This window comes from Amycolatopsis sp. NPDC028719 (genome assembly GCF_055565395.1).
The window spans coordinates 119,491-145,067 of sequence record NZ_JBVHUL010000013.1 but is presented as its reverse complement, the minus strand read 5'-3'; the positions used below and the strand labels follow the sequence as shown (position 1 = coordinate 145,067).

At 70.7% G+C, this 25,577-nt stretch carries 24 protein-coding genes; 11 read left to right on the top strand and 13 right to left on the bottom strand.

Annotation, left to right across the window (positions count from 1 at the left end):
* Positions 1-11: 11 nt before the first annotated feature.
* Genes ACZ4TR_RS42450 through ACZ4TR_RS42440 form a run of 3 tightly spaced genes read left to right on the top strand, consistent with a single transcriptional unit; the run spans position 12 to position 2,785 of the window.
* On the top strand, positions 12-785 hold the full coding sequence (locus tag ACZ4TR_RS42450) for a class I SAM-dependent methyltransferase (protein WP_465293899.1): 774 nt from the start codon (positions 12-14) through the stop codon (positions 783-785).
* Complete coding sequence (locus ACZ4TR_RS42445) at positions 782-2,287, top strand: glycoside hydrolase family 57 protein (RefSeq protein ID WP_364513122.1); 1,506 nt, start codon at positions 782-784, stop codon at positions 2,285-2,287. The genes ACZ4TR_RS42450 and ACZ4TR_RS42445 overlap by 4 nt, the downstream gene beginning before the upstream one ends.
* Before the next feature lie 9 nt (positions 2,288-2,296).
* Complete coding sequence (locus tag ACZ4TR_RS42440) at positions 2,297-2,785, top strand: glutathione peroxidase (protein ID WP_465293897.1); 489 nt, start codon at positions 2,297-2,299, stop codon at positions 2,783-2,785.
* Between the two features lie 42 nt (positions 2,786-2,827).
* Here the strand turns inward: ACZ4TR_RS42440 and ACZ4TR_RS42435 are convergent, their stop codons facing one another.
* Positions 2,828-4,057 carry a YbiU family protein gene (locus ACZ4TR_RS42435; protein WP_465293895.1) on the bottom strand — a complete coding sequence of 410 codons (1,230 nt, stop codon included), beginning with the start codon at positions 4,055-4,057 and terminating at the stop codon, positions 2,828-2,830.
* Between the two features lie 88 nt (positions 4,058-4,145).
* On the opposite strand from ACZ4TR_RS42435, the gene ACZ4TR_RS42430 reads away from it, so the two are divergent.
* Positions 4,146-5,261 carry an ROK family transcriptional regulator gene (locus ACZ4TR_RS42430; RefSeq protein WP_465293893.1) on the top strand — a complete coding sequence of 372 codons (1,116 nt, stop codon included), beginning with the start codon at positions 4,146-4,148 and terminating at the stop codon, positions 5,259-5,261.
* A 107-nt stretch (positions 5,262-5,368) separates the two neighbouring features.
* On the opposite strand, the gene ACZ4TR_RS42425 is transcribed toward ACZ4TR_RS42430, so the two are convergent.
* Positions 5,369-7,132: a glycoside hydrolase family 2 protein gene (locus ACZ4TR_RS42425; protein WP_465293891.1), complete on the bottom strand. Its 1,764-nt coding sequence runs from the start codon at positions 7,130-7,132 to the stop codon at positions 5,369-5,371.
* Between the two features lie 125 nt (positions 7,133-7,257).
* On the opposite strand from ACZ4TR_RS42425, the gene ACZ4TR_RS42420 reads away from it, so the two are divergent.
* Complete coding sequence (locus ACZ4TR_RS42420) at positions 7,258-8,535, top strand: glycosyltransferase family 4 protein (RefSeq protein ID WP_465293889.1); 1,278 nt, start codon at positions 7,258-7,260, stop codon at positions 8,533-8,535.
* Positions 8,536-8,652: 117 nt separating this feature from the next.
* Here ACZ4TR_RS42420 and ACZ4TR_RS42415 read toward each other — a convergent pair whose 3' ends face one another.
* The 3 genes from ACZ4TR_RS42415 to ACZ4TR_RS42405 all read right to left on the bottom strand — a co-directional run bounded on the left by ACZ4TR_RS42415 (position 8,653) and on the right by ACZ4TR_RS42405 (position 10,194).
* The gene (locus ACZ4TR_RS42415; RefSeq protein WP_364513138.1) at positions 8,653-8,781 is read right to left on the bottom strand and encodes a hypothetical protein; all 129 of its coding nucleotides are present in this window, start codon (positions 8,779-8,781) and stop codon (positions 8,653-8,655) included.
* A gap of 117 nt (positions 8,782-8,898) precedes the next feature.
* Positions 8,899-9,678 carry a methyltransferase domain-containing protein gene (locus ACZ4TR_RS42410; RefSeq protein WP_465293887.1) on the bottom strand — a complete coding sequence of 260 codons (780 nt, stop codon included), beginning with the start codon at positions 9,676-9,678 and terminating at the stop codon, positions 8,899-8,901.
* A 57-nt stretch (positions 9,679-9,735) separates the two neighbouring features.
* Complete coding sequence (locus ACZ4TR_RS42405; RefSeq protein ID WP_465293885.1) at positions 9,736-10,194, bottom strand: nuclear transport factor 2 family protein; 459 nt, start codon at positions 10,192-10,194, stop codon at positions 9,736-9,738.
* A 90-nt stretch (positions 10,195-10,284) separates the two neighbouring features.
* Between ACZ4TR_RS42405 and ACZ4TR_RS42400 the strand changes: the two genes are divergently transcribed.
* Positions 10,285-10,818: a TetR/AcrR family transcriptional regulator gene (locus ACZ4TR_RS42400; protein WP_465293883.1), complete on the top strand. Its 534-nt coding sequence runs from the start codon at positions 10,285-10,287 to the stop codon at positions 10,816-10,818.
* Here the strand turns inward: ACZ4TR_RS42400 and ACZ4TR_RS42395 are convergent.
* The 4 genes from ACZ4TR_RS42395 to aceA form a co-directional block, all read right to left on the bottom strand.
* A complete protein-coding gene (locus ACZ4TR_RS42395; RefSeq protein ID WP_465293881.1) occupies positions 10,809-11,669 on the bottom strand; it encodes a hypothetical protein in 861 nt (286 codons plus the stop codon). The two genes, ACZ4TR_RS42400 and ACZ4TR_RS42395, sit on opposite strands and share 10 nt — an antisense overlap.
* Positions 11,670-11,679: 10 nt before the next feature.
* The gene (locus ACZ4TR_RS42390) at positions 11,680-12,171 is read right to left on the bottom strand and encodes a SigE family RNA polymerase sigma factor (RefSeq protein ID WP_465293879.1); all 492 of its coding nucleotides are present in this window, start codon (positions 12,169-12,171) and stop codon (positions 11,680-11,682) included.
* A gap of 242 nt (positions 12,172-12,413) precedes the next feature.
* Positions 12,414-14,060: a malate synthase A gene (gene aceB / locus ACZ4TR_RS42385; protein ID WP_465293877.1), complete on the bottom strand. Its 1,647-nt coding sequence runs from the start codon at positions 14,058-14,060 to the stop codon at positions 12,414-12,416.
* 94 nt (positions 14,061-14,154) lie between these two features.
* Entirely contained in the window at positions 14,155-15,435 is a 1,281-nt protein-coding gene (gene aceA, locus ACZ4TR_RS42380) for an isocitrate lyase (protein WP_364513156.1), read from the bottom strand.
* Between the two features lie 228 nt (positions 15,436-15,663).
* Here aceA and ACZ4TR_RS42375 point away from each other — a divergent pair, with 228 nt between their 5' ends.
* Entirely contained in the window at positions 15,664-17,088 is a 1,425-nt protein-coding gene (locus ACZ4TR_RS42375) for a short-chain fatty acyl-CoA regulator family protein (RefSeq protein ID WP_465293876.1), read from the top strand.
* Here ACZ4TR_RS42375 and ACZ4TR_RS42370 read toward each other — a convergent pair whose 3' ends face one another.
* Together ACZ4TR_RS42370 and ACZ4TR_RS42365 are read right to left on the bottom strand one after the other, a co-directional pair.
* A complete protein-coding gene (locus tag ACZ4TR_RS42370; RefSeq protein ID WP_465293874.1) occupies positions 17,089-18,075 on the bottom strand; it encodes a hypothetical protein in 987 nt (328 codons plus the stop codon).
* Positions 18,072-18,563, bottom strand: coding sequence for a SigE family RNA polymerase sigma factor (locus ACZ4TR_RS42365; protein WP_465293872.1), 492 nt, complete (start codon positions 18,561-18,563; stop codon positions 18,072-18,074). The genes ACZ4TR_RS42370 and ACZ4TR_RS42365 overlap by 4 nt, the downstream gene beginning before the upstream one ends.
* 88 nt (positions 18,564-18,651) lie before the next feature.
* Between ACZ4TR_RS42365 and ilvA the strand changes: the two genes are divergently transcribed.
* Both ilvA and ACZ4TR_RS42355 read left to right on the top strand, forming a co-directional pair.
* A complete protein-coding gene (gene ilvA, locus ACZ4TR_RS42360) occupies positions 18,652-19,908 on the top strand; it encodes a threonine ammonia-lyase IlvA (protein ID WP_465293870.1) in 1,257 nt (418 codons plus the stop codon).
* Between the two features lie 20 nt (positions 19,909-19,928).
* Positions 19,929-20,495 carry an NADAR family protein gene (locus ACZ4TR_RS42355; protein WP_364513165.1) on the top strand — a complete coding sequence of 189 codons (567 nt, stop codon included), beginning with the start codon at positions 19,929-19,931 and terminating at the stop codon, positions 20,493-20,495.
* 1 nt (position 20,496) lies between these two features.
* On the opposite strand, the gene ACZ4TR_RS42350 is transcribed toward ACZ4TR_RS42355, so the two are convergent.
* Positions 20,497-21,897, bottom strand: coding sequence for an alpha/beta fold hydrolase (locus ACZ4TR_RS42350; RefSeq protein WP_465293868.1), 1,401 nt, complete (start codon positions 21,895-21,897; stop codon positions 20,497-20,499).
* Positions 21,898-22,571: 674 nt separating this feature from the next.
* The gene (locus ACZ4TR_RS42345; RefSeq protein ID WP_465293866.1) at positions 22,572-23,303 is read right to left on the bottom strand and encodes a FadR/GntR family transcriptional regulator; all 732 of its coding nucleotides are present in this window, start codon (positions 23,301-23,303) and stop codon (positions 22,572-22,574) included.
* Positions 23,304-23,378: 75 nt separating this feature from the next.
* On the opposite strand from ACZ4TR_RS42345, the gene ACZ4TR_RS42340 reads away from it, so the two are divergent.
* A complete protein-coding gene (locus tag ACZ4TR_RS42340; protein ID WP_465293864.1) occupies positions 23,379-24,254 on the top strand; it encodes a carbon-nitrogen hydrolase family protein in 876 nt (291 codons plus the stop codon).
* The gene (locus tag ACZ4TR_RS42335; protein ID WP_465293862.1) at positions 24,251-25,576 is read left to right on the top strand and encodes an APC family permease; all 1,326 of its coding nucleotides are present in this window, start codon (positions 24,251-24,253) and stop codon (positions 25,574-25,576) included. Before ACZ4TR_RS42340 ends, ACZ4TR_RS42335 begins: the two co-directional genes overlap by 4 nt.
* The last annotated feature ends 1 nt before the right edge of the window (position 25,577 follow it).

Here is a 25,577-nt window from a genome sequence, read left to right as displayed (position 1 = left end):
GGGTCGCGGAGGTGACCATCCCAGCCACCCGGGCCGAGGCGCTGCACCTGACCGGCGAACGGACCGTCCCCGGCATCGCCGAGGAGAACTACTGGTTCCGCCGCCACCAGGCCGCCTACCTCGCCCTGCTCCCCCACTGCGCGGACGCGACGGTGCTCGAAGCCGGCTGCGGCGAGGGCTACGGCGCGAGCCTCCTCGCGACCACAGCCCGCCGGGTGCTCGCGCTGGACTACGACGTGCCGACCACCGAGCACGTCGCCCGCCGCTACCCCGAGATCGCGGTCGCGCGGGCGAACCTGGCGTTCCTGCCGGTGCGCGACGGCGCTGTCGACGTCGTGGCCAACTTCCAGGTCATTGAGCACCTATGGGATCAGGCCGGGTTCCTGGCCGAGTGCCGGCGGGTGTTGTCTCCGGGCGGCAAACTGCTGGTCACGACCCCGAACCGGCTGACCTTCACCCCAGACAGCGACACGCCGCTGAACCCGTTCCACACCCGCGAGCTGGCGCCGGCCGAGCTGGCCGCGCTGCTCACCGACGCCGGATTCGCCGTCGAAGCGCTCCACGGCCTGCACCACGGTGATGCCGTGCGCGCTCTGGACGAGCGGTACGGCGGATCGATCATCGACGCCCAGCTCGACGTGGTCATGGGTTCGCTGCCGGGACAGGCCGTCTGGCCGGCGCCGCTGCTCGCCGACGTCACCGCGATCGAGGCCGCCGGGTTCGACATCCACGGCGACGACCTCGACTCCAGCCTCGACCTCGTCGCCGTGGCGGTGCGCCGATGAACGAAGGCACCTTCTGCCTCGTCGTGCACAGCCACCTGCCGTGGCTGCCGCACCACGGGAGCTGGCCGGTCGGCGAGGAATGGCTCTACCAGGCGTGGGCGCATTCGTACCTGCCGATGGTCGACCTGCTCGAGCGGTTCGCCGCCGAAGGCCGCCAAGACGTGCTGACCCTGGGTGTCACGCCGGTGCTCGCCGCGCAGCTCGACGACCCGTACAGCATCCGCGCGTTCCACGACTGGCTCGGCCACTGGCAGTTGCGCGCCCAGCACGCGTCGACGTTGTGGCGCGGCGACCCGACCCTGCGCGAGCTGGCGGCGGCCGAACACCGCACGGCCGTCCGCGCGGCCGAAGAGCTGGGCACCCGCTGGCGGCACGGCTTCTCCCCCATCCTTCGTTCGCTGGTCGACCACTCGACGATCGAGCTGCTCGGCGGACCGCTGGCCCACCCGTTTCAGCCGCTGCTGGACCCTCGGGTGCGCGAGTTCGCGCTGAACGCCGGGCTGGCCGACACGGCGCTGCGGATCGGGTCGCGGCCCGAAGGGATCTGGGCGCCGGAGTGCGGCTACGCGCCTGGCATGGAGAAGGGCTACGCGGCCGCCGGCGTGCGGCGGTTCATGGTCGACGGGCCGTCTCTGCGCGGCGACACCTGGCTCGCGCGGCCGGTCGGCGACAGCGACGTGGTCGCTTTCGGACGAGACCTCGAGGTCACCTACCGCGTGTGGTCGCCGAAGGCCGGCTACCCCGGCCACGCCGCCTATCGCGACTTCCACACCTGGGCGCACGAGGTCGGGCTCAAGGCGTCGCGCGTCACCGGGAAGACGGTCGAACCGCCGGACAAGGCGCCGTACGACCCGTCGCTGGCCGCGGACGTCCTGGGGTCGCACGTCAAGGACTTCGTCGAGACCGTCGTGGCACGGCTGCGTTCGCTGAAGAAGCAACACGGGCGTGAGGCGCTCGTGGTCGCCGCTTACGACACGGAGCTGTTCGGGCACTGGTGGCACGAAGGGCCGGCCTGGCTGGAGGGCGTGCTGCGCGCGCTGCCCGAGGCGGGTGTCCGGGTGACGACGCTGAAGGGCGCGCTCGACGCCGGGCTCGTCGGCGAGCCGATCGCGCTGCCCGCGTCGTCGTGGGGGTCGGGCAAGGACTGGCGCGTCTGGGACGGCGAGCAGGTCAAGGACATGGTCGACGCCAACACGGCGCTGCAGGAACGGCTCCTTTCGCTGGTTGCCGGATTGCCGACCACGGCCCGGGACACCGTCGCCGACCAGGCCGTGGCCGAGGCGATGCTGGCGCTGGAGAGCGACTGGGCGTTCATGGTCACCAAGGACTCCGCCGCCGACTACGCACGCCGTCGCGCGGCGGTGCACACCGAGCGCTTCGACGCCTTGGCCGGGTTGCTGCGACGCGGCGACCGCGCACGGGCCGAGGAGCTGGCGGCCGCCTACCGCGCCGACGACGGACCGTTCGGGCACCTCGACGCCCGGGCACTGAAGCACGACTGAAAGGAACTCATGGGGATCCACGAAATTCCGGTCAAGACGCTCGACGGGCAGGACAGCTCGCTGGCTTCGCTCGCGGGCAAAGCGCTGCTCGTGGTCAACGTCGCGTCGAAGTGCGGCCTGACCCCGCAGTACTCCGGCCTCGAGCGGCTGCAGGAGCGTTTCGGCGGCCAGGGCTTCTCCGTCGTCGGTTTTCCGTGCAACCAGTTCGCGGGGCAGGAGCCGGGCAGTGCGGAGGAGATCCAGACGTTCTGCTCGACGACCTACGGCGTGACCTTCCCGCTGTTCGAGAAGATCGACGTCAACGGCCAGGACCGGCACCCGTTGTACGCGGAGCTGACCAAGACGGCCGACGCCGAGGGTGACTCCGGCGACGTCCAGTGGAACTTCGAGAAGTTCCTGGTCGGCGCCGACGGTGAGGTCCTGGCGCGGTTCCGGCCGCGGACCGAGCCCGAGGACGACGCGGTCGTCAAGGCCATCGAGGCCGCGCTCCCGGCGTGAGACGTCCGGTGCCGCGCCGGGCCCCGTCCGACGCGGCGCCGTTCACAGACCGAGCTGCTCGCGCCCGAGCGCGTTGAGGTCGTCGATCGTGGCGCGGCCGGTCCAGGTCACTTCGTAGTCTTCGGGTGCGAAATCGCCCGGGCTCGCGCCGGCCAGGAACGCGCGGCCGCACTTTTGCGCGTAGGCGGCGTTCTTCGCGCAATGCGGGCTCGCCGGGATGTACATGACGTTGCCCCAGCGATCCGGATTGGTGCCGTCGGCGACCGAGTGGATGACGTCGCCGTGCCACCAGACCGTGTCGCCCGGTTCGACGTCGGGGATCGAGGTCAGCGCGGGCAGCAGGTCGTCGTGGTACTTGTCGTCCACCGGCAGAGCCTGGCCGTTGGCCGCGCCGCAGAGGTCGTCGGCGGGGATGTCGTCCTGCAGCGCGCGGAGCAGCACGTACGTGATCGCCGACGGGATCGGCACCACGTGCAGGACGCCGTCGCCCTGGTGCATTTCCGACAACGCCGTCCAGCCCTGGAAGGTGCGGAAGGCCGAGCACATGACCGTCGACGGGTATTCGTCGACTTCGGTGCGGTAGGCGCCGTCCCACGGGTCGTACTCGTGCCAGTTTCCGGCGAAGACGTGGCGGAACACCTGCTGGTAGGCGGGCAGCAGCCAGCGTTCGACCGAGCCCGAGTCGGTGTGGGCGGACAGGCCGAGCGACGCCGAGCCGGGCGGGCGCCGGCGGATGCGGTCGGGGTAGGCCGTGTCGCGATCGGGGTCGAACCAGACGCGACCCTCGGACTCGTGCCGCCAGAAAGAGTTGAGGAACCGCCGGACAGCGACCATGTGCTCGTGCTGCCGGGCCTGGATCTGCGGCTTCGACCAGTAGACCGGGTAGATCTGCGGCTGGCTCGACGCGAGGCCGGCGAAGACGTCGTCGGCCGGGCCTTGGTAGGTCCCGGCGAAGTCGTTGTCGGCGAGGTACGCGGCCAGCTCGGCGTCCCAGGCTTCGGCTGTTTCGCGGGCGAAGGTGCCCTTGACAAGGGCACAACCGCGGCGCCGGACGGCGTCGAGCGTGCGCTGCGGCACGGTCCCGCCGGCGATGTCGCGGAAACGAACGATGGGGAAGGCGTCCGGATCGGCGGCGACGGCGTCGACCTCCCGCTGCATCCCGTCCCGGACTTCGGCGAACGCGCCGGCGACGTCGCCGATCCGGGCGCGCAGCTCTTGCTTGGTCCGCGAGATGGCCTCGGACATGTTCGCGGGCAGCTCAGTGGTCGTCATCGGTGTCCTCGCAATCTTTGGTTAGGACTCCTTACTAGAATGTCCCGGCTACGGTAGCCCGTGTCCGTCTCCCGCCACAAGAGGTGCGATGTCCGACCCCGAACGGCCGCTTCCGCGCCTGGCGATGCTGCGGGCCATGACCGACCGCACGGTGCTCGACCACGTTTTCGACCACGGCCGGACCACGCGCGCGGAGCTCGCCGCGACCACCAGGATCTCGAAGCCGACGATCTCCGAGTCGGTCCGCCGGCTGGAGACGGCGGGCGCGCTGCGGGCCACCGGCACCGACCAGACCGGCCGCCGCGGCCGGATCGCCACCTTCTACGAACTGGCCGCCGACGCCGGCCGCGTGGTCGCCGCGGAGGTCAACCAGCAGGGCGTCCGCACGATCACGACCGATCTGACCGGGACGGTCCTGGCCGCCGAGCGGCACCCGCCCGGCGGCCGGCCGGTGACGGCCGCGGTCCGGAGCGCGGTCATCGCGGCGGGCGAAGTGGGCTCAGGTCCGGTGCGGGCGATCGCGATCTCGGTGGCCAACCCGGTCGACCCGGTCACGCACGAGGTCGTCGCGCTGCCCGGGTCGCCTTTCCCCGAAGGGAAGCTCCGGGCCGAGGAGATCGGGCACGACGTTCTGCTCGACAACGACGTCAACTTCTCCGCACTCGCCGAACGGCGGGAGGGCGCCGCTCAGGACGCGAAGAGCTTCGCCTACGTCTACGTCGGCGCCGGGCTCGGCGTCAGTCTTTACGTCGGCGACCAGCTCGTGCGGGGCGCGCACGGGCTGGCGGGCGAGATCGGGTACCTGGACAGTTCGGGGTCGACCCTCGCGTCGGCTCTCGCTGACCAGGGTTTCGGCAGGTCCGACGCGCCTTCGCTGGACGTCGACGCAATCTTGACCACGCTCGACCAGGCCGCCGGTGACGCCGTGGCCGCCGAACGGCTACGGCTGCTCGGCGCGACGCTCGGCCGGGCCGTCGCCGCGATCTGCACGATCGTCGATCCAGACCTGGTGCTGCTGGGCGGCCCGGCGGGGAGCCGGGCGGGCCTCGTGGCCGAAATCCGGCGAACGGTCCGCGCGGCGGCGCCGGGGCCGGTCCGGGTGGAGGCGGGAGCGGTGACGGACTCGGCGGCCCTGCGCGGCGCGTTGTTGTCAGCGCTCGACCACGGGCGGGATGGCCTGGTCAAAGCAGCTGCCGAAAGCTGACCACCGCCGGGGCGAGGGGCCCGCACTCGTCGGGATGAGTCGCCGGGAATCGACCGAGAGGAGTCCGTGCTCGGTGCGAAGAGTCGCCGGGAATCGACCGAGGCAGCTCAGGCCGAGCCGGCGTCGATCACCGCTCGTACGCACTTCGCGACCACCGACGGGTCGACCTTGACCACCCGGCGGTCGTACGTCAGCAGGCCGTTGACCTCGTTCTCGACATCGGTCGTCTGGGTGTAGATCGCGCCGGACAGTCCTCGCTCGACGACCACCCGTTCCAGTGCGGTGCTCACGTCCGCGTAGCGCTCGGTCAGCCGCTCCCGGGTCGGCGTCATCTCGTACGCGTTCGGCGGACCCGGCCAGCGGTGGTCGTCCAGGACCAGACCGAGGCCGCCGTACTCGCCGTCGACGATCGCCCGGCCATCGGTGACCGTCGGCGCGCCCGGGCCCACATACGTGTGGTCGTCGTAGACGTCACCCGCGCCCGTGTCCGGGCGGGAGAAGCAGCAGTTGACCCCGCTGTTCGCGATCACCAGCCGGGTCGGGTCGAGGGCCTTGACCAGTTCCGCGACACGGGCCGTGTCGAACTCGCCCCAGCCCTCGTTGAACGGCACCCAGCCGACGATCGACGGGACCGCCCGCAGCTGAGTGATCATTTCGATCAATTCCGCCTCGAACCGCTCGCGCGCCCGCGGGACCGGGTCCGGCGCGATGCCGGGTGGGCCGTCGAACGACACCGTCAGCGACGGCATGTCCTGCCAGACGACCAAGCCCAGCGTGTCGGCCCAGAAGTACCAGCGCGCCGGCTCGACCTTGACGTGTTTGCGGACGAAGTTGAAGCCCAGCTCCTTCGTCTTCTCGAGGTCGAAGCGCAGGGCGTCGTCGGTGGGCGCGGTCGAGATGCCGTCCGGCCAGTAGCCCTGGTCGAGCGGGCCGTGCAGGAACGTGGGCCGGCCGTTGAGCGCGATCCGCGGGCGCCCTTCGGAATCCGGGAGCAGGCCGATCGTCCGAAGACCCGCGTAGCTGCCGACTTCGTCCAGAACCGCGCCATGCCGATCGAGCAGGCGGACGCGCAGCGTGTAGAGGTGCGGGTCGTCGGGCGTCCAGAGCCGTGGTTCGGGAACGTCCACGCGCACCGACGTCCCCGCCGGACCCGAACCGCGCGCCACCTCGCCATCCGTGGCCGAAACGTCGACCACGACCTCGGTACCGCCGGTGACCTGCGGGAACACCGTCACGCCGGTGAGGTCCGGGGTCAGGTCCAGGCATTCGACGCGCGTCTCGGGCACCGGCTCCAGCCACACGGTCTGCCAAATTCCGGACGACGCCGTGTAGCAGATCCCGCCTGGTGCGTTGCGCTGCTTGCCGACCGGGAAGGGCTCGATGTCGGTGCGGTCCTCGGCCCGCACGGTCAGCTCCTGCGGCCCCGACGCCCGCAGGACGTCGGTGATGTCCGCGCTGAACGCCGTGTAGCCGCCTTCGTGCGTCGCGACGAGCTGGTTGTTGACCCACACCTTCGCCGTCTGGTCGACCGCGCCGAAGTGCAGGAGGACCCGCGAGCCGCGCCAGTCGGCGGGGATCTCGACCAGGCGCCGGTACCAGAGGACTTCGTCGCGCCGGCTGATTCCGGACAACGCCGACTCCGGTGGGAACGGGACCAGGATCCGCTCTGCGTAGCCGGACGGCCGTGGTTCCTCCGGCGACGACGGCCAGCCCGCGTACTCCCAGACGCCGTTGAGGTTCAGCCAGCGAGGCCGGGTCAGCTGCGGCCGCGGGTACTCGGGCAGGGCGTTGTCCGGGCCGGCCTCGCCGGTCCACGGGGTCGGCAGGGGCGGGTCGAGCCGGCGCCAGCCGGTGTCCTCTGGTGAAGTCATCCCGGCCGATGGTGGCAGAGATCGCCGGGCTCGCCAGTGAGTCGGACCACATTCCGTGACCGATCTGGCCGGTCGGCTGGCACGGGCGCCGCCGAGCCGTCCTGACTCGCGAGTAACCTCTGCCCATGCGTGTGCTGATGCTGTCCTGGGAGTACCCGCCAGTGGCCATCGGTGGCCTGGCCCGGCACGTGCACGCGCTCGCCTGCCACCTGGCCCGCCAGGGTCACGAGGTCGTCGTCCTCTGCCGGCACGCCGCGGGCACCGACGCCGGGACGCACCCGCGCACCGACCGCGTCGTCGAGGGCGTGCGGATCATCCGGGTCGCCGAGGACCCGATGCACGTGACGTTCGAACGCGACCTCGTCGCCTGGACGCTGGCCATGGGGCACGCCATGATCCGCGCCGCGCAGGACCTGCTGCGCGGCTGGCAGCCCGATGTCGTCCACGCGCACGACTGGCTGGTCGCGCATCCGGCCATCGCGATCGCCGAGGCCGCCCGGGTGCCCCTGGTCGGCACGATCCACGCGACCGAGGCCGGCCGGCACTCCGGCTGGCTGTCGCACCCGCTGAACCAGCAGGTTCACTCGGTCGAGTGGTGGTTGGCGAACCGGGCCGACGCGCTCATCACCTGCTCGCAGGCCATGCGCCGCGAGGTCGCGCATCTCTTCGAGGTCGAGGCCGGCGACGTCACGGTGATCCACAACGGCATCGAGGAACGCGGCTGGCAGGTGCCGGCGAAGGAGATCGCCCGCGCCCGCGAGGTCTACAGCCCGGCCGGGGCGCCGCTGTTGCTCTATTTCGGCCGGCTCGAGTGGGAGAAGGGCGTGCAGGACCTGCTGGCCGCGCTCCCGCGCATCCGGCGCCGCCACCCCGGCACGCGGGTGGTCGTCGCCGGAAAAGGACGGCACTTCGACGAGCTGGTCGAGCAGGCGCGGAAGCTGCGGGTGCGGCGGGCGGTCGACTTCGTCGGGCACCTGTCGGACCGTGACCTGCGTGCGGCGCTGGCCGCGGCCGACGCCGTCGTGCTGCCCAGCCGGTACGAGCCGTTCGGGATCGTCGCCTTGGAGGCCGCGGCCGCGAAGGCGCCACTCGTGGCGTCGACGGCCGGCGGGCTCGGCGAGGTCGTGGTGCACGGCGAGACCGGGCTGGCGTTCAGCCCCGGCGATGTCGCGGAACTGGCCAACGCGGTGACGGCCGTCCTCGACGACGCGCCGGCCGCGGCGAAGCGGGCGAAGGCCGCGCAGTCGCGACTGGCCGCGGACTTCGACTGGGGCCGGATCGCCGAGGCGACCGCCGCGGTCTACAAGCGGACCAGGCCGGGCGAGCCGGTCGAACTGCCGCGGCCGAAGATCGCCACCGGCAACGCGTTCGAGCCGGTCCCGGCCGGGTTGCCGGAACTGTAGGTAGCGGTCGTCTGCGCCGTAACGACGAATGCTCGACGACGCGACACCCCGGTCGGCCGACCGGGGTGGCTGACGGACTCGAAGCTCGCCAAAGCCGAACTGTAGGTAGCGGCCAGCTCAGAAGCGACAGGACCGGAGGCAGTCGCTGTGAGCCGAGGTCGGCGCGGGCACGGTCACCACGGCGCCGAACGAGAACGAAAGCACGACGAAGACGGTGGCGACGACGGATCTCAACGTGCTGGTCATGGGGACTCCTCGGGACGACAGACGCAAAGACGCCTGGTAGCGAGCATCCGCGCGGGTCCCCGGGGAAACAATAAGCGGAACACTACGGGCCAGTACCCATTCGCCTTCCGTGACCGGTCAGCGAGTCCCGGTCAGGATGCGCACCCGGACCCGCTCCCGCAGTGGTCCGTGCGGGGCCACCGCCTCCCGGACGCGTTCGGTGAAGGCCGGCCGCGCCTCGGGCGCCGGCAGCTGCGACGGGCTCATGGCCGAAAACACGCCACCGACGATCTCCTCGACACTCAGCGGCGCGTCATACGAGACGACCTGGGAATCGACCGCGTACCCCGCTGCCGAGAGCGCGTCCGCGTAGCGCGACTGGCTCGTCTCGTCCGTGCCGCACGTGCGGTGCGGCGGTGTCCCCAAATACGACGAGACCACCTCGCGCAGCGCCGCCGACCACGCCGTGTCCTGCAACCACAGCGGCTCGCCGTTGGTCACCACCGCAATACCGCCGCCCGGACGCAGCAGCGGGCGCACCGCCGCGAACAGCCGAGCGTGGTCCATCCAGTGCAACGCCTGCGCCACCGTCACCGCACCCAGCCGGCCCGCGCCGAGAGCCGGCGTCAACGCGCCGACGTCGGAATCCGCGCCCAGGAGCCAGCTCACGTTCGGCGGCGAACCCGCCTTGCGGGCCTGGCCGAGCATCGCCGGTTCCGGGTCCATGCCCAGCACCGCGCCCACGCGGGGCGCCAGGACCCGGGTGAGCTGGCCGGTGCCGCAGCCCAGGTCGAGCACGACGTCGTCGCGCGTCAGCGTGAACGCCGCCGTCAGCGCGTCCCCCACCGCGGGCGGGTAGCCGCGGCGGAACCGCTGGTAGTACTCGCTCACTTCGCCGCCGAACGCCGGTGCCGTCACGCTCCCGAGCATGCGACGACGAGACACCGGCCGGGGCGATTTACGCGCGAAGCGGACTCAGAAGACCGGCAGCAGGACGCCGTGCTCGGACTCCGGGCGCGGGCCGAAGATCCGGCGATCCGACGCCTCGATCGGCACGTCGTTGATGCTCGCCTCCCGCCGGCGCATCAGGCCTTCGTCGCTGAACTCCCACAGCTCGTTGCCGTAGCTGCGGAACCACTGGCCGTCGGCATTGCGGGACTCGTACTGGAACCGGACGCCGATGCGGTTGCCGCGGAATCCCCACAGCTCCTTGCGCAACGCGTAGTCCAGCTCGCGCTCCCACTTCGCCGTCAGGAACTTGACGATCTCCGCGCGGCCCACGACGTGCTGGTCGCGATTGCGCCACACCGAATCCTCCGTGTAGGCCAGCGAGACGCGCTCGGGATCGCGCGTGTTCCACGCGTCCTCGGCGGCCTGGACCTTCTGGCGGGCGGTGTCCTCGTCGAAGGGCGGGAACGGCGGACGCGGGGTCATGTGAGCTCCTTCTCCAAGAGGAGAACGTGCGTTCTCCAGCCACCCCGCTAGGCTAGAGAACGTTGATTCTCCGCACCAGAGGCAGGTGACATGACTCCCACGGAGGCGACCGACCGGCTCCTGGAAGCCGCCGAGGAGCTCTTCTACGCCCACGGCGTCCAGGCGGTCGGGATGGACGCCGTCCGCACGCGCTCGGGCGTCTCGCTCAAGCGGCTCTACCAGGCCTTCCCGGCGAAGAACGACCTGGTCGAGGCCTATCTCCGGCGCCGCGACGAGCGCTGGCGGGCGTCGTTGCGCGCATTCGTCCACGCCCGCGGCGACGACCCGCTCGCCGTGTTCGGCTGGCTGCGGAACTGGTTCTCCGAACCGGGCTTCCGCGGCTGCGCGTTCGTCAACTCGTTCGGCGAGTTCGGCGAACCGGCGCCGGGGATCGCGGCCGCGATCCGCGAGCACAAGGACCACGTCCGCGCTTACCTGCGTGGTCTCGTTCCGGACCAGACCGCCGCCGACCAGCTGTTCTCGCTCGTCGAAGGCGCGACCGTGCTCGCGGCGATCACCGGAGATCCGCGCGAAGCGGACACGGCTCGCGAAGCGGCGAAGGTTCTTCTGGCGGCTCAGGGATAGAGCGTCAGCCCCGGGTCCAGCGCGATGTCGGTCAGCTGGGCGAGGCTCAGCGGCGGCGAAGGCATGTCCGGTCCGCCCGGGTGATCCTTCTTGGCGTCGTCGGCGACGTTCTGCGCCTCCACCATGACACCTGTGCCGTCCGGCTTGGTGACGTTCGTCCGGTTGGCCGTCGCCTGCCCCGGAGAGCTGAGCGTTTCCTCGACGACCGTCTCGCCGTGCGGCCCGGCCTTCCGCTCGCACGATTGCCGAGCGTCATCGGGCGGCTTGCCGCACTCGGTGGCCGGTGTGGCGTTGCCACCGAGCCGGGTGACGATCGCCCAGACGTTGCCCTGGCCCGCCGAGCCGGCCGTCGTCGCCGCGGCCATGAAGTAGTCCTCGCCGCCGCTGCACGAGCTCTCGTGCCGCACCTGCGCGGAAAACACGTGGTAGAAGGTCAGCGGCCCGTGCTGCTTCCCCTTCGGGTACTCGCCCTGGGCGTGCGGCTGCAGTTTCGTCCCGGCCGCGACCCGCTGCTGGACGGCGGCGGTCAGCACACCGGTCAACCGGTTCGCCGCGACATTCACCTTTTCCGGGATCGGCGGCCCCGTCTGCGGCGGGTAGGGACTGGTGGCGCACGGATCGGGTGAGGGCGGCGCCGAAGGCGGGCTTCCGGGCATCACCGGCGCCGCGCCGGAACCCCCGGGCACGAACACCACCGCGGCGGCGACGGCCACCGTCGCGACACCCGCGGCCGCGGCCGTCCACGGGTTCACCACCCGGGCGCGACGGCGTTCACGAGCCAGCACCGCGTCGAGGTCCACCGTGGACACCGGCACCGCGCCGATCGCCGCGTCGAACTGTTCCTTGCTCATGGCCCCTCCTTCAGCTCTGGCTCGCGGCGACGAGCGCGCGCAGCGAGTCGAGCCCGCGCGCGGTCTGGCTTTTCACGGTTCCGGGCGAACACTCGAGGATCTCGGCGGTCTCCTCGACGGAGAGGTCGCAGTAGTAGCGCAGCACCACCGCGGCCCGGCGCCGCGGCGGCAGCGCGTCGAGCAGCTCGAGCAGGCCCAGCCGTTCGACGACGTCGTCACCGGGCAGCACGGCCGGTTCCGGCAGCGTCTCCGCCGGTTCCTCCCGCCGCCACGCGCGGGCCTTCTCGTCGAGCCACGTCCGCACCAGGATCCGGCGCACGTAGGCGTCGACGTGGTCCATCCGCCGGACCCGCGGCCAGTGCCGGTAGAGCTTGCCGATGGCGATCGACACCAGGTCGTCGGCGAGGTGCCAGTCCCGGCACAGCAGGAAGGCCGTCCGGCGCAGGACGTCCATCCGGGCCGTGACGTAGTCGCGGAACCCCGCCTCTTCCGGCCGTCTCACGTAGTCCTCCTCGTCGCCCTCACACCGTGTCAAACGGGGCCGGCGGACGCGGAGGTTGCTCGGAGGAGGAAATCGGCCGGAAACGACGAACTGGCCCGGCGACGGGGAGCCACCGTCGCCGGACCAGTTCCGGACCACACCATCCCAACCAGTGTGGTTTCCGGGGACCCCTCGTCAGGTAGGGGTCCCCGGCGCCCGAAGCACTCTCCTTACCGGTGAGAGCGCATCGAGCGCAGCCCCTGCTACCGGGCGTCCGTGAGATACCGCGCGTAGGCGCCCGTGGTGAGGAAGCTCGGCAGCTTCTCGCCCAGCGCGGTTTCGGTGAAGATTTCGTACGCGTCGTCGAGGCGGTTGCCGGTGCCCAGCTCCGCGCGCACCGACGCGAGCTCCTCGTTCAGGTACTCGACCGCCAGCTCGCGGGTCAGCGCCGTGCCGTCCTCGAGCTTCGTGCCGTTGCGGATCCACTGCCAGACCTGGCAGCGCGCGATCTCCGCCGTCGCCGCGTCCTCCATCAGGTTGTGGATCGCCGCCGCGCCGGTGCCGCGCAGCCAGGCATCGACGTAGCGCAACGCGACGTTGATGTTCGCGCGCACGCCCGCTTCGGTGACCTCGCCGCCGGCGCTGGCCACGTCGAGCAGGTCCTCGGCGGTGACATGGACGTCGTCGCGCAGCTTGCCGAGCTGGTTGGGCCAGCCGCCGAGCACGCCGTCGAAGACCTCGCGGCAGATCGGGACCAGGCCCGGGTGGGCGACCCACGAGCCGTCGAAACCGTCGCCGGCCTCGCGTTCCTTGTCGGCGCGGACCTTCTCGGCCGCGATCGCGTTGACTTCGGGGTCCTTGCTCGGGATGAACGCGGCCATACCGCCGATGGCGTGGGCGCCGCGCTTGTGGCAGGTGCTCACCAGCAGTTCGGTGTAGGCGCGCATGAACGGCACGGTCATCGTGACCTGCGCGCGGTCCGGCAGGACGAAGTCGGCGCCGTGCGCGGCGAAGTTCTTGATCATGCTGAAGATGTAGTCCCAGCGCCCGGCGTTGAGACCCGCCGCGTGCTCGCGGAGCTCGTAGAGGATTTCGTCCATTTCGAACGCGGCGGTGATCGTCTCGATCAGCACGGTGGCGCGGATCGTGCCGCGCGGGATGCCGAGCTCGCGCTGCGCCATCAGGAAGACGTCGTTCCACAGCCGCGCTTCGAGGTGGTTCTCCAGCTTCGGCAGGTAGAAGTACGGGCCGACGCCGCGGGCGAGCAGCTGGCGCGCGTTGTGGAAGAAGTACAGGCCGAAGTCGACCAGGCTCGCCGACACGGGACGGCCGTCGATGCGGATGTGCTTCTCCACCAGGTGCCAGCCACGCGGGCGCGCGACGATCGTCGCCGGGTCGTCGCCGATCGTGTAGTGCTTGCCCGCCGACGTGCTCTTTCCCGCGGAGGCGGCATCAGACACAGCCTCGGTCGTGAAGTCGATGTTGCGGCGGATCGCGTCGTAGAGGTTGATCTGTCCGTCGATGACGTTGTGCCACGTCGGCGACGTCGCGTCCTCGAAGTCCGCCAGCCAGACCTTCGCGCCGGAGTTCAGCGCGTTGACCGTCATCTTGCGGTCGGTCGGGCCGGTGATCTCGACGCGGCGGTCCTCCAGACCCGGCGCGGTCGGCGCGACCTGCCACGAGTGGTCGTCACGCACCCGGCGCGTCTCGGGCAGGAAGCCGAGCGGCTTCTCGCCGGACTGCAGCTCCTCGCGGCGCACGCGACGGGCGTCGAGCAGCTCGCGCCGGCGGCCGGCGAACGTGTTGTCGAGCTTGGCCAGGAAGTCGAGTGCCGCCGGGGTCAGGATTTCGGCGAACCGGCCCTCGACCGGCCCGGTGACCTCGATGCGGTAGTTCAGTCGATCAACCATGGGATGCCTCCGCGAGCAGAGCAGTGCAGGGAAGGAAAGAAGGGAGGGACGCGGCCTGACGACGGAGGGGGTCGCCGTCAGGCCGCGACCGGGATCAGTGGAACTGGGCTTCTTCGGTGGAGCCCTTGAGCGCCGTGGTGGAGCTCTCCGGGTTCAGCGCCGTCGCGACGTTGTCGAAGTAGCCGGTGCCGACCTCGCGCTGGTGCTTGGTGGCGGTGTAGCCGCGGCTCTCCGAAGCGAACTCGCGCTCCTGCAGGTCGACGTAGGCGGTCATGCCCTCGCGGGCGTAGCCGTGCGCCAGGTCGAACATCGAGTAGTTCAGCGCGTGGAAGCCGGCCAGCGTGATGAACTGGAACTTGTAGCCCATGTGGCCGAGCTCGCGCTGGAACTTCGCGATCGTCGCGTCGTCCAGGTGCTTCTTCCAGTTGAACGACGGCGAGCAGTTGTAGGCCAGCATCTGGTCCGGGAACTTCGCCTTGATGGCCTCGGCGTACTTGCGCGCCACCTCGAGGTCCGGCTCGGAGGTCTCCATCCAGAGCAGGTCGGCGTACTGGGCGTAGGCCAGGCCGCGCTCGATGCACGGCTCGATGCCGTTGCGGACCTCGTAGAAGCCCTCGGCGGTGCGGCCGCCGGTGAGGAACTGCTGGTCGCGCTCGTCGACGTCGCTGGTCAGCAGCGTCGCGGCCTGCGCGTCGGTGCGGGCGACGATCAGCGACGGCACGTTCAGCACATCCGCGGCGAGGCGGGCGGCGTTCAGCGTGCGCTCGTGCTGCTTGGTCGGGATGAGGACCTTGCCGCCGAGGTGACCACACTTCTTCTCGGACGCGAGCTGGTCTTCCCAGTGCACACCCGCGGCGCCGGCGGCGATCATGCCCTTCATCAGCTCGAACGCGTTGAGCGGGCCACCGAAGCCGGCCTCGGCGTCGGCGACGATCGGCGCGTACCAGTCGATGTCGGTGTTGCCCTCGGCCCAGTTGATCTGGTCCGCGCGGCCCAGCGCGTTGTTGATGCGGCGGACCACGGCCGGCACCGAGTTGGCCGGGTAGAGGCTCTGGTCGGGGTAGGTCTGGCCGGAGAGGTTGGCGTCGGCCGCGACCTGCCAGCCGGACAGGTAGATCGCCTGCAAGCCCGCGCGGACCTGCTGGACGGCCTGGTTGCCGGTGAGGGCGCCGAGCGCGTGGACGTAGTCCTCGGTGTGCAGCAGGTCCCACAGCTTCTCCGCGCCGCGGCGCGCCAGGGTGTGCTCCTCGACCACGCTGCCGCGCAGCTTGACGACGTCCTCAGCCGAGTAGGAGCGCTGCACGCCCGCCCAGCGGGGGTCGTTCGCCCACTGCGCCGCCAGCTCCGCGGCCGCCTGCTTGGCCTGTTCCGTCATCGGATCTCCCGGTGTTGCGAAGTTTGCGATTGCTCGCCTTGCCTGATCTGACCCTCGCACGGCTGGGAAAATTCGGTCCAGCTGTCCAAGTTGCCAATTTGTGCGAAGGGTCCGTAGGCTCTTTGCAAAGGTTGCGAATCGCCCGGTTCGCAACTGATCGAAAATTCGCGTTCTTGACCGTTCACGTAACCGTTCAGGACCGGAAACCTTCCGGAGAAGAGGGCTCGAATGGAGAAGACTTTCGCCGGAGCGCGGTTGCGTCATTTGCGCGAAAGCCGGTCGATGAGCCAGGCCGACCTCGCCCGTGTGCTGGAGATCTCACCCAGCTACCTCAACCAGATCGAGCACAACTCGCGTCCGCTGACGGTCCCGGTGCTGCTGCGGATCACGCAGGCCTTCGGGGTCGACACGGAGTTCTTCGCCAACAACGACACGTCGCGGCTGGTCGCCGACGTCAAGGAAGCCCTGCTCGACGAGGTCCTCGGCGTCGACGTCACGACCAGCGAGCTCAACGAGCTGGCCACGAACCTGCCGGCGATCGCCCAGGCGCTGGTCAAGCTGCACCGCAGCTACCGCAACGCCGTCGAAAGCACCGCCGCGCTGACCACGGAAAACGGCCTGGGCCTGCACGGCAGCGCCGCCGGGGCGCTGCCGCACGAGGAGGTCCGCGACTTCTTCTACGAGCGCGAGAACTACGTCGCCGAACTGGACGAACGCGCCGAGAAGATGGCGGCCGACATCCCGCTGCAGCGCGGCCAGGTGCTCAGCGCGCTGAAGGAACGGCTTTGGCAGCGCTACGGCGTCGAAGTGACCAACGACGGCATCGACGAATCCGCCGGCCAGCAGCACCGCTACGAGCCGGTGACGCGCGTGCTGCGGCTGGCGCCCAGCCTGCGGGTCGGGCAGCAGGCGTTTCGGATGGCTTCGCAGATCGCGCTGCTCGACTACGACGACCTGATCACCGAGCTGGCCGACTCGTGGGCGTTCTCCGGGCCGGCGGCGCGTTCGCTGGCGCGTGTCGGCCTGGCGAACTACTTCGCGGGGGCGCTGATCCTCCCCTACGGACCGTTCCTGGCCACGGCCGAGCGGTTCCGCTACGACATCGAGCGGCTGTGCGACCACTACGGCGTCGGCTTCGAGACCGTGTGCCACCGGCTGTCCACGTTGCAACGTCCGAAGCAGCGCGGGGTGCCGTTCTCCTTCGTGCGGGTGGACCGGGCGGGGAACATGTCGAAGCGCCAGTCCGCGGCCGGCTTCCACTTCTCCCGGGTGGGCGGCGCCTGTCCACTCTGGAACATCTACGAGGCGTTCACCCAGCCGGGGAAGATCCTGACGCAGATCGCGACGCTGCCCGACGGCAAGAGCTACTTCTGGGTCGCGCGCACGGTGTCGCGCAACATCGGCGGGTACGGCAGTCCCGGCAAGACGTTCACCGTGGGCCTGGGCTGCGAACTCCGCCACGCCGGACGGCTCGTCTATTCGACGGGCCTCGATCTCGACGAGCCGGCCGCCGCGACGCCGATCGGGATGGGCTGCAAAGTCTGCGAACGGCCGGCCTGCTCGCAGCGCGCGTTCCCGACGATCGGCAAGCAGCTCACCGTCGACGAGAACACCAGCACCTTCGTCCCCTACCCGGCGGTGCCGAAGGGCTGATCACCCGATCACGTGCTCGGTCCACTTCGCCTCGTCCGGGCCGAGCAGCGTGATCCGGCTCAGCAGCTCCTGCGCGGTGATGCCAGCGGCCTTCGACTGATCGATCCCGACGCAGGCCTGCAGCCCGTTCTTCGTGACGCACTTCGGCACGCCGAGGCCGTCCTTGCGGGTGGCGCCCGGCGGGGCGACGTTGATCGTCACCAGTGCGCCGTTCGCCGAGTACTGCAGCACCAGCTTCCAGGGGACGCCGTCCTGGTCCGGTCGCCGCGAGGTGTAGGCGTCGGACAGGTGGAACGTCGGCGGGAGACTGCTGATGTGCAGCGGCAGCGGCACGGCCCGGGGCCTGAAGGTCACCTCGCTCGCCACCCGCACCAGCGTCTGCTGCAGGTCGGGCCGGGCGAGGTAGTACGTGTGCAGCTGAGCCCAGCGGCCGTCCGGGGTCGGCCAGCGCAGGTAGCTGTCGCCGTGGTTGAGGGGGTCGTTCGCGTCGGCTGTGATCCAGTGGCCGTCACGGCCGCCGACTTTCTGCGGGATCTGCTTCGGCGTGCCGCTCAAGTCGCGCGGTGCGGCCGGTTCGCGGTCGTAGACCGAGAGCCAGATCATCGGGGCCAGGTCGCCGCGGCCGATGGCCAAAACAGTGTCGCCGTGTCCGCCGGCGGCGTACTCGACGCCCTTGACCTCCTCCGGCAGCCAGCCGAAGCCCGCCTTCGCCACCAGCGGGTTGTCGGTGGGCGCCGGCGCGACGGACGCGGGCGCGGGTTTGGGCAGGACGGCGGCCGGCGCGGGCGGTGGCGTGGACGTGAACACCGACACGGCCGTCAGGCCGGCGGCCGTCACGATCGCGGCGCAGCCGACGACCAGCGCCGTGGTCCGCGCGCGACGACGACGTCCGCCGGCCCGGCGTGCGCGGTCGAGGTCGAGCCGGGGCGGCGGCGCGGGTGTCTCGGCCAGGTCCTTCAGCATGGTGGACAGCTCGGTGTCGGTCATGCTCGTCCCTCCACGATCGGCTCGCGCAGCAGCCCGCGGAGGGTCTCCACGGCTTTCGCGGTCTGGCTCTTGACGGTGCCCTGGGAGCACCCGAGGGCCCGTGCGGTTTCGGCCACGGGCAGGTCGCCGAAGTAGCGCAGGACGATGGTCGCCCGCTGGCGCGCGGGCAGCCGGTCCAGCGCGGCCCGCAAGTCGAGCGCCGAGTCGACGTCCGGGCCGGGCGCCGGTGGCGGGTCGTGGTCGATTCCGCGCAGATCCACCCGCCGCCACCACGACTGCCGCTGCTCGGCGAGGAACGTGTTGACCAGCGTCCGGCGGGCGTACCCGTCGAGGTTGTCCGCCCGGGTGGCCCGCGGCCAGTTCGCGTAGAGCCGGGTGATCGACGACTGGACCAGGTCGTCGGCCCGGTGCCAGTCGCCGCAGAGCAGGTACGCGACCTTGCGCAGCCAGCCGGCTCGTGTCGTCACGTACTCGGTGAAGTCGTCCACCGGCGCCCCCTGTCCTGTTCGTCACCCCTTTGATGTGCCCGGAGGCCCGGACGGTTGCCCGGCATGCGCGAGTCGTACATTCAACCGGGTGCAAGACATCGACACGGTGACCGCGGCGACCATCGAAAAGGCCGCCGAGCGGCTGGCCGGGGTGGTGACCCGCACGCCGCTGGAGCCGAGCGCGCGGCTGTCGTCCCGGGTGGACGCCCAGGTCTGGGTGAAGCGCGAAGACCTGCAGACCGTCCGGTCGTACAAGATCCGCGGCGCCTACAACTTCATCGTCCAGCTGGACGACTCCACGCGCGCCCTGGGCGTCGTCTGCGCCAGCGCCGGTAACCACGCGCAGGGCGTCGCATACGCGTGCCGGCGGCTCGGCGCGAACGGCCGCGTCTACGTCCCGGGCACCACGCCGCGGCAGAAGCGCGAACGCATCGCGACGCTCGGCGGCGCGCACATCGAAGTCATCGTCGTCGGCGAAACGTACGAAGACGCCTTCGCCGCCGCCAACGAGGACGCGCAGCGCACCGGGGCGACCCTCGTGCCGGCGTTCGACGACGTCCGCACCGTCGCCGGCCAGGGCACGGTCGCGTTGGAGGTCGTCGAGCAGCTCGGCTTCGTCCCCGACGTCGTGGTCGTCCCGGTCGGCGGGGGCGGGCTGCTCGCCGGTGTCGGCAGCTGGCTGCGGGAGCGGCACCCGGAGGTCCGCGTCGTCGGCGTCGAACCCGCGGGCGCGGCGTGCATGGCAGCTGCCCTGGCCGCGGGACAGCCGGTGCGGCTGCCCGAGCTCGACTCGTTCGTCGACGGCGCCGCCGTGCGCGAGGCCGGCGCGGTCACCTACCCGCTGATCCGCGAGAGCGGCGCCGAGCTGACCGCGGTCGCCGAAGGCGCCATCTGCACCGAGATGCTGGCGATGTACCAGTCCGACGGGATCATCGCCGAGCCCGCGGGCGCGCTGGCCGCGGCCTCGCTCGGCTCGGTGGTCGAGGTGAAGCCGCGGCAGACCGTCGTCGTCGTGGTCTCCGGTGGCAACAACGACGTCAGCCGCTACGGCGAGATCCTCGAACGCTCGCTGATGCACGAAGGGCTGAAGCACTACTTCCTCGTCGGGTTCCCGCAGGAGCCGGGCGCGCTGCGGCGGTTCCTCGAGCAGGTGCTCGGGCCCGAGGACGACATCACCCGCTTCGAGTACGTCAAGCGCACCAACCGCGAGATGGGCCCGGCGCTGGTCGGCGTGGAAATCGCCCGGTCGTCCGACCTCCCGGGCCTGCTGGCGCGGATGGACGCGAGCCCCCTGCAGGTGGAGCGGATCGAGCCGGGCAGCCCCCTGTTCCACTTCCTCCTCTGACCGCGTGGTCCACTAGGCGAATGGTGAAGGTCGACGGGGTCCGCAGTGTCGAGGCGTTGCGCGAAAAGGTCCACGAGGGTGCGGAGCCCGAATACCTGCTGTTCTACGGGCACACGCCCACGAAGTCCGGACGGGTGACGGCGAGCTGCCTGAGCCAGTGGTGGGTCGACCCGTTCGAGGCCGACGGCGTCGTCTACCCGACCGCCGAGCACTACATGATGGCCGGCAAGGCCGAGCTGTTCGGCGATCACGAGAAGGCTGCGCTGATCCGGGAGACGCCCGATGCGAAGACGGCGAAGGTGCTCGGCCGCGAGGTCGCCGGGTTCGACGCCGCGACCTGGGAACGGCACCGGTTCGACATCGTCGTCGACGGCAACCTGGCCAAGTTCCGCGCCCACCGCGACCTGCGCCGGTTCTTGCTCGGAACCGGCGAGGCCGTGATCGTCGAGGCGTCGAAGAAGGACCTCGTGTGGGGCAGCGGCCTCGCGCGCGAGGAGAAGAACGCGACCAAGCCGGACTACTGGCGCGGGCTGAACCTGCTCGGCTTCGCGCTGATGGAGGTCCGCGAGCAGCTGCGGGCCCGCTGAGTCACGGCTTGGGGGTCGGCGCGCCCGGGCACGGCTCCGACGTCGTCCGGCCCGTGTCGAAGAAAGTGACGGCGGCGTCCGCGCACGGCAGTGAGGACAGCGAGCCGTGGGCGTCGTCCTCGACGGTCATCAGCGTGCCGCCGATCTTTCGCTGCATCCGGATCGCCCAGCCGATGGGCGTGACCGGCTCATAGGCGTGGCCGACGAGCTGCAGCGGGCTTCGTCCGTTGGCGAACGACCACGGCCGCGCGTCCAGTGGCCAGCCGATGCAGAGCTGTTCGTAGAAGCCGTAGGCACCGGCGACCGGAAGCCGCTTCATCCGGTCGAGGCGGTGCTGCCAGACGGTGTCGAAGTCGCGGGGGCTCGGCGACTCGTTGCAGAGCAGGGCCGTCTGCTGGAAGTGGTTGAACGCCTGCGGCTCGCCGTCCCAGCCGAAACCCTGGGTCTTCGCGGTCTTCGGCGCGGATGTGCCGCCATCGCGAAGGGCTGCGAGCTGCTCGGCGAGGCCGGGCCACTCGCGGCGCGGGTTGGCGAGCATGCCGTTCACGGTCGCGCCGAACTCCGCCCGCAGGTCGAGGACGGCCTTCGCGACCGCGGGCTCGGTGGTCCCGAAGTGGTAGACGGCGTCGTAGCGGGCGATCCAGGCCGCGAACTCGTGGAAGGTGTTCTCCCCGGCGGTCGCCTGGTCGTCGTCCATTTCGGTGACGTCGAGGTGCGGCGCCATGACGGAGTCGAGGAGCATCTTGTCGACGTGGTCGTCGAAGAGCGATCGGTACTGCGCGCCGAGCGCGGTGCCCCAGGAGACGCCGTAGTAGCCGATCTTGTCCTCGCCCAGAGCCTGCCGGATCCGGTCCAGGTCGCGGGCGATGGTCGGCGTGGTCAGGTTCCGGACGAAGGCGGGGTGCGCGGCAACGCACTCGCGGTTCGCGGCTGCTGCGCGCTCCGCGGCTTCGCGAGCCTTCTCCTTGTCGGGGACGCCGGGGTCGGGATCCGGGAAGTCGACCGCGCACGGCAGGTCGGCGCTGTAGCCGACGCCCCGCGGGTCGAACCCGATGAGGTCGTGGTGGAGGCCGATGCCACCGGCATGACTGCCGGCGATGCTGCGCGGCATGGTCAGGCCGGACTGACCGGGCCCACCCGGATTCAGCAGGACGACGCCGGCTTTCGCGCCCGTCGCCTTGATCCGGCTGACGGCGATGTCGATCTTCGGGCCCTCCGGGTCGGCGTAGTCGAGCGGGACCGGAACGAGCGTGCACTCGCTGCGCCGATCACCGGAGTCCCAGCCTTTCGCGACGGCAGAGCAGAGCTGCCAGGAGACACCCTCCGCGGCGGCGACCGCGGGGACGGCTGGGACGAGCGCCGCGGCCACGAGCAGCGGGACGGCGAACCGGGTGATCGACATGGACCCAGGCTGCCGGGAGGGCGGTCGGGGGAGATCGGCCGATCAGCCGATGATCACCGCCGAACGGCCGGAGCCAAGACGATGGTCGCCTTCCGGCCCACGGCGGTAGCCTCAGGCTGCGGCTGTCACAGGTCTCGGCCCCGATCGGGGTCGAGCCTGAGCTGACCGCGCCAGGGCGCCGGGAGGTGGTCGGACTCCGGCCATCGCCAGGCCAGACAGGCCGCAAGCCACTGCCAAACCACGCCGATTCCCGGTCATTGCCGGGCAGAGCCCAGCCGGTTCCGGCCGGGGCAAAGTGAGCTGTCGTCAGTTTCCGACCACTGCCAAACCACGCCGTCTCCGGGCCGCAGCCGAGCAGAACCCAGCCGGTTCCGATCGGGCAAATGAGCTGTCGCCAGCTTCCGATCACTGCCGAACCACGCCGAGTTCCCCGCAGCCCAGCAGAACCAGCCAGTTCCAGTCGGAGCAACGAGCTGTCGCCTCTTCCGACCCTGCTGCGCCGCGCCCGACCGACCTCTCGCGGCCTCAAGCAACACCCGCCGAGCGAGACGCTCGCCGAGCACCGGCGGCGAGAGACCCCGGCTCGGCGCGCTGTTCGACACCGCGAGCGAGCCCGACGAGCTGGTGACCATCGCCGACAATCGCCGTGGCGATCCGGCTCAGCCGAGGCGTCGTCAGTTTTCGGGCGTTGGCGGGTCTCCTGTGGCCAGGCCGACGAACATCGTCTGGTGCAGGCCGCGCACGTGCTTCCTCGTCACGCGGGCCGCCGCGTCCGGGTCGCCCGCCGCCAGCGCCTTCACCAGACGCGCGTGGTCGCGGTTCGACTCGCGCAGCTTCGTCATCGGGTACGGCAGGTAGAACCGGTACAGCTCGGCCAGCACCGTCTCGTACTGGGCCACCGCCGCGGCCGGGGCGGGAGCCGCCACCGTCCGGTGGAACTCCGCGTCGAGCTCGTGGAACTCCGCCCAGCCCGTCGCCGTGTCCATGCGGGCGACCAACGTCCGCAAGCGCGGCAGGTCCGGCGACCGCTTCGCCACCAGCTGGACCAGACCGGTCTCCAGGACCAGGCGGTGGTCGATCAGGTCGCGGACCTCGGCCGCCGACTCGCGGTACGCACCGACCTCGCGGACTTGCTCACGCGGCGGATTTTCGGTCACGAGCGTTCCGCCGCCTCGGCCACGACGGCGTTCGATCAGGCCGTCGCCGACCAGGGACTCCAGGGCTCTGCGCACGGTGATCTCCGCGACCCCGAGCGCTCGCGCGATGTCGGAGTTCGCCGGCAGGCGCTCCCCCGGCTTCAGCAGGCCGAGCTCCACCGCGAGCGCGATGCGGGCGCGGACCGTGTCCAGTGCGGACAGCCGCCGGATGCCGGTCAGTGCCGGCGCGCTCAGGTCTGCCGTCGCCATGAACCGACCGTACCGTACAAATTGCTCATCTTGAGCACTCTTGTTTAAGTGTTCAAGATGGACTATTTTTCGTCCATGCCGCGACCACTGCCGATCGCCCTCGTGCAAGCGCCGCCCCGGCCCGTCGGCGACGGCGGGTTCGCAGGCGAGGTCGAAGGCGTCCTCGGCCGGTTTCCGGACACGCGTCTGGCCGCCTTCCCCGAGCTGCACCTCTGCGGTGTCGACGGCGAAGGCGACGAACGCACTGAGCGACTCCGCGCCGCCGCCCAGCCCCTGCACGGACCGAGGACCAAGGAACTCGCGGAACTGGCCGGCGACCTGGGGATCTGGCTCGCGCCCGGCACCGTTTGCGAAGAAGGCGACCACGGCGAGCTGTACAACACCGCCCTCGTCTTTTCTCCGCGAGGCGAGCTGGCCGGCTGGTACCGCAAGATCTTCCCTTGGCGGCCGCACGAGCCCTACGACCCCGGCGACCGGTTCGTCGTCGCCGATTTGGCCGATGCCGGCCGCGTCGGGTTTTCCATCTGCTACGACGCCTGGTTCCCGGAAGTGACCCGGCACCTCGCGTGGATGGGCGCCGAGCTCGTGCTCAACCCCGTCCAGACCACGACCCCCGACCGCGCCCAGGAGCTCGTGCTGGCCCGGGCGAACGCCATCGTCAACCAGGTCTTCGTCGCCAGCGTGAACACGGCCGGGCCGTTCGGGATGGGCGACAGCCTGCTCGCCGGGCCTGAAGGCGACGTGCTCGGCGCGTTGCCGGGAACCGGCCAAGGCGTCCTCGCCCACACGATCGACCTCGACGAGGTGGCGCGCGTTCGCCGCGTGGGCACCGCGGGCACCAACCGCATGTGGGCGCAGTTCACCCCCACCGACACACCCCTCGACCTGCCGCTCTACCAGGGCCGCATCGACCCGGACCGCTGGCGTCCACGAGAAGGAGACGACCGATGACCTCCACGGCCGCGGCCCCGGCCGCCCTGCAGCGCCGGCTCGGACTGCCCGGCGTCGTCCTGTTCGGGCTCGCCTACATGGCGCCGCTCATCGTGCTGGGCACCTTCGGCATCGTCGCGACGACGACCGACGGCACCGTTCCTTCGGCATACCTGCTCGCCCTGGTCGCGATGCTGTTCACCGCGGCGAGCTACGGGAAGATGGCCCGCACCCATCCCGTCGCCGGCTCGGCCTACACCTATGTCCGGAAAGCGGTCGACGCGCGCGCCGGGTTCCTGGTCGGCTGGGCCGTGCTGCTCGACTACTTCTTCCTGCCGATGGTGATCTGGCTGATCGGCGGCGCTTACCTCTCGGCCGAGTTCCCCGCGGTGCCCAATTGGATCTGGTTGATCACTTTCATCGCCGTGACGACGATCCTCAACGTCCTGGGCATCAAGATCGCCGAAAAGGCCAACTTCGTCCTGATGGCCTTCCAGATCCTGGTGATCGGCTTCTTCGTCGTTCTTTCGGTCAAGCAGGTCCTGCACGTCGGCGGCTCGCTGGCGAGCACCCAGCCGTTCTTCCACCCGGGGAGCACGCTGGGGACGATCTCCGGCGGCGCCGCGCTCGCGACGTACTCCTTCCTCGGCTTCGACGCCGTGACGACGTTGACCGAAGAGACGACCGAGCCGCGCCGGACGATCCCTCGCGCCATCCTGCTGACCGCGCTGATCGGCGGCGGCATCTTCGTCGTGCTCGCCTACTTCACCCAGCTCGCGCACCCGGGCAGCGCGTTCACCGACGAGTCGTCGGCCGCGTTCGAAATCGCGACGACGATCGGCGGCAACCTCTTCGCGTCCTTCTTCCTCGCCGGTCTGGTCGTGGCGCAGTTCGCGTCGGGGATCGCCGCGCAGGCGAGCGCGTCGCGGCTGATGTTCGCCATGGGCCGCGACGGCGTCCTGCCGCGGATCTTCGGCAAGCTCCAGCCGCGGTTCGCGACGCCGGTGTTCGGCATCGTCCTGACCGGGCTCGTCGGACTGGTCGCGCTGTCGCTGGACGTCAGCACGTCGACGTCGTTCATCAACTTCGGCGCGTTCACGGCGTTCACGTTCGTCAACGTCAGCGTCCTGGCGACGTGGCTGCGCGACCGGACCGGAAAACGCGCGCTGACCTGGGTGGTCTTCCCCGTGATCGGGGCCGTGGTCGATTTGTGGCTGCTGGTCAACCTGGACGGCATCGCGCTGGTGTTCGGCCTGGTCTGGCTGGCGATCGGCATCGTCGTCCTGGCGGCGATCACCCGCGGCTTCCGCCGGCCGCCGCCGGAGATGACGTTCGAGGAGTAGG

Excerpts from the sequence above, each read along its gene's own strand:
- ACZ4TR_RS42340 (WP_465293864.1), top strand. The coding sequence starts at position 23,379 with ATGCCGCGACCACTGCCGATCGCCCTCGTGCAAGCGCCGCCCCGGCCC.
- ACZ4TR_RS42345 (WP_465293866.1), bottom strand. The coding sequence starts at position 23,303 with ATGGCGACGGCAGACCTGAGCGCGCCGGCACTGACCGGCATCCGGCGG.
- ACZ4TR_RS42405 (WP_465293885.1), bottom strand. The coding sequence starts at position 10,194 with ATGACCCCGCGTCCGCCGTTCCCGCCCTTCGACGAGGACACCGCCCGC.
- ACZ4TR_RS42415 (WP_364513138.1), bottom strand. The coding sequence starts at position 8,781 with ATGACCAGCACGTTGAGATCCGTCGTCGCCACCGTCTTCGTCGTGCTT.
- aceA (WP_364513156.1), bottom strand. The coding sequence starts at position 15,435 with ATGACGGAACAGGCCAAGCAGGCGGCCGCGGAGCTGGCGGCGCAGTGG.
- ACZ4TR_RS42445 (WP_364513122.1), top strand. The coding sequence starts at position 782 with ATGAACGAAGGCACCTTCTGCCTCGTCGTGCACAGCCACCTGCCGTGG.
- ACZ4TR_RS42400 (WP_465293883.1), top strand. The coding sequence starts at position 10,285 with ATGACTCCCACGGAGGCGACCGACCGGCTCCTGGAAGCCGCCGAGGAG.
- ACZ4TR_RS42350 (WP_465293868.1), bottom strand. The coding sequence starts at position 21,897 with ATGTCGATCACCCGGTTCGCCGTCCCGCTGCTCGTGGCCGCGGCGCTC.
- ACZ4TR_RS42355 (WP_364513165.1), top strand. The coding sequence starts at position 19,929 with ATGGTGAAGGTCGACGGGGTCCGCAGTGTCGAGGCGTTGCGCGAAAAG.
- aceB (WP_465293877.1), bottom strand. The coding sequence starts at position 14,060 with ATGGTTGATCGACTGAACTACCGCATCGAGGTCACCGGGCCGGTCGAG.
- ACZ4TR_RS42335 (WP_465293862.1), top strand. The coding sequence starts at position 24,251 with ATGACCTCCACGGCCGCGGCCCCGGCCGCCCTGCAGCGCCGGCTCGGA.
- ACZ4TR_RS42425 (WP_465293891.1), bottom strand. The coding sequence starts at position 7,132 with ATGACTTCACCAGAGGACACCGGCTGGCGCCGGCTCGACCCGCCCCTG.
- ACZ4TR_RS42370 (WP_465293874.1), bottom strand. The coding sequence starts at position 18,075 with ATGACCGACACCGAGCTGTCCACCATGCTGAAGGACCTGGCCGAGACA.
- ACZ4TR_RS42430 (WP_465293893.1), top strand. The coding sequence starts at position 4,146 with ATGTCCGACCCCGAACGGCCGCTTCCGCGCCTGGCGATGCTGCGGGCC.
- ACZ4TR_RS42435 (WP_465293895.1), bottom strand. The coding sequence starts at position 4,057 with ATGACGACCACTGAGCTGCCCGCGAACATGTCCGAGGCCATCTCGCGG.
- ACZ4TR_RS42420 (WP_465293889.1), top strand. The coding sequence starts at position 7,258 with ATGCGTGTGCTGATGCTGTCCTGGGAGTACCCGCCAGTGGCCATCGGT.
- ACZ4TR_RS42395 (WP_465293881.1), bottom strand. The coding sequence starts at position 11,669 with ATGAGCAAGGAACAGTTCGACGCGGCGATCGGCGCGGTGCCGGTGTCC.
- ACZ4TR_RS42440 (WP_465293897.1), top strand. The coding sequence starts at position 2,297 with ATGGGGATCCACGAAATTCCGGTCAAGACGCTCGACGGGCAGGACAGC.
- ACZ4TR_RS42375 (WP_465293876.1), top strand. The coding sequence starts at position 15,664 with ATGGAGAAGACTTTCGCCGGAGCGCGGTTGCGTCATTTGCGCGAAAGC.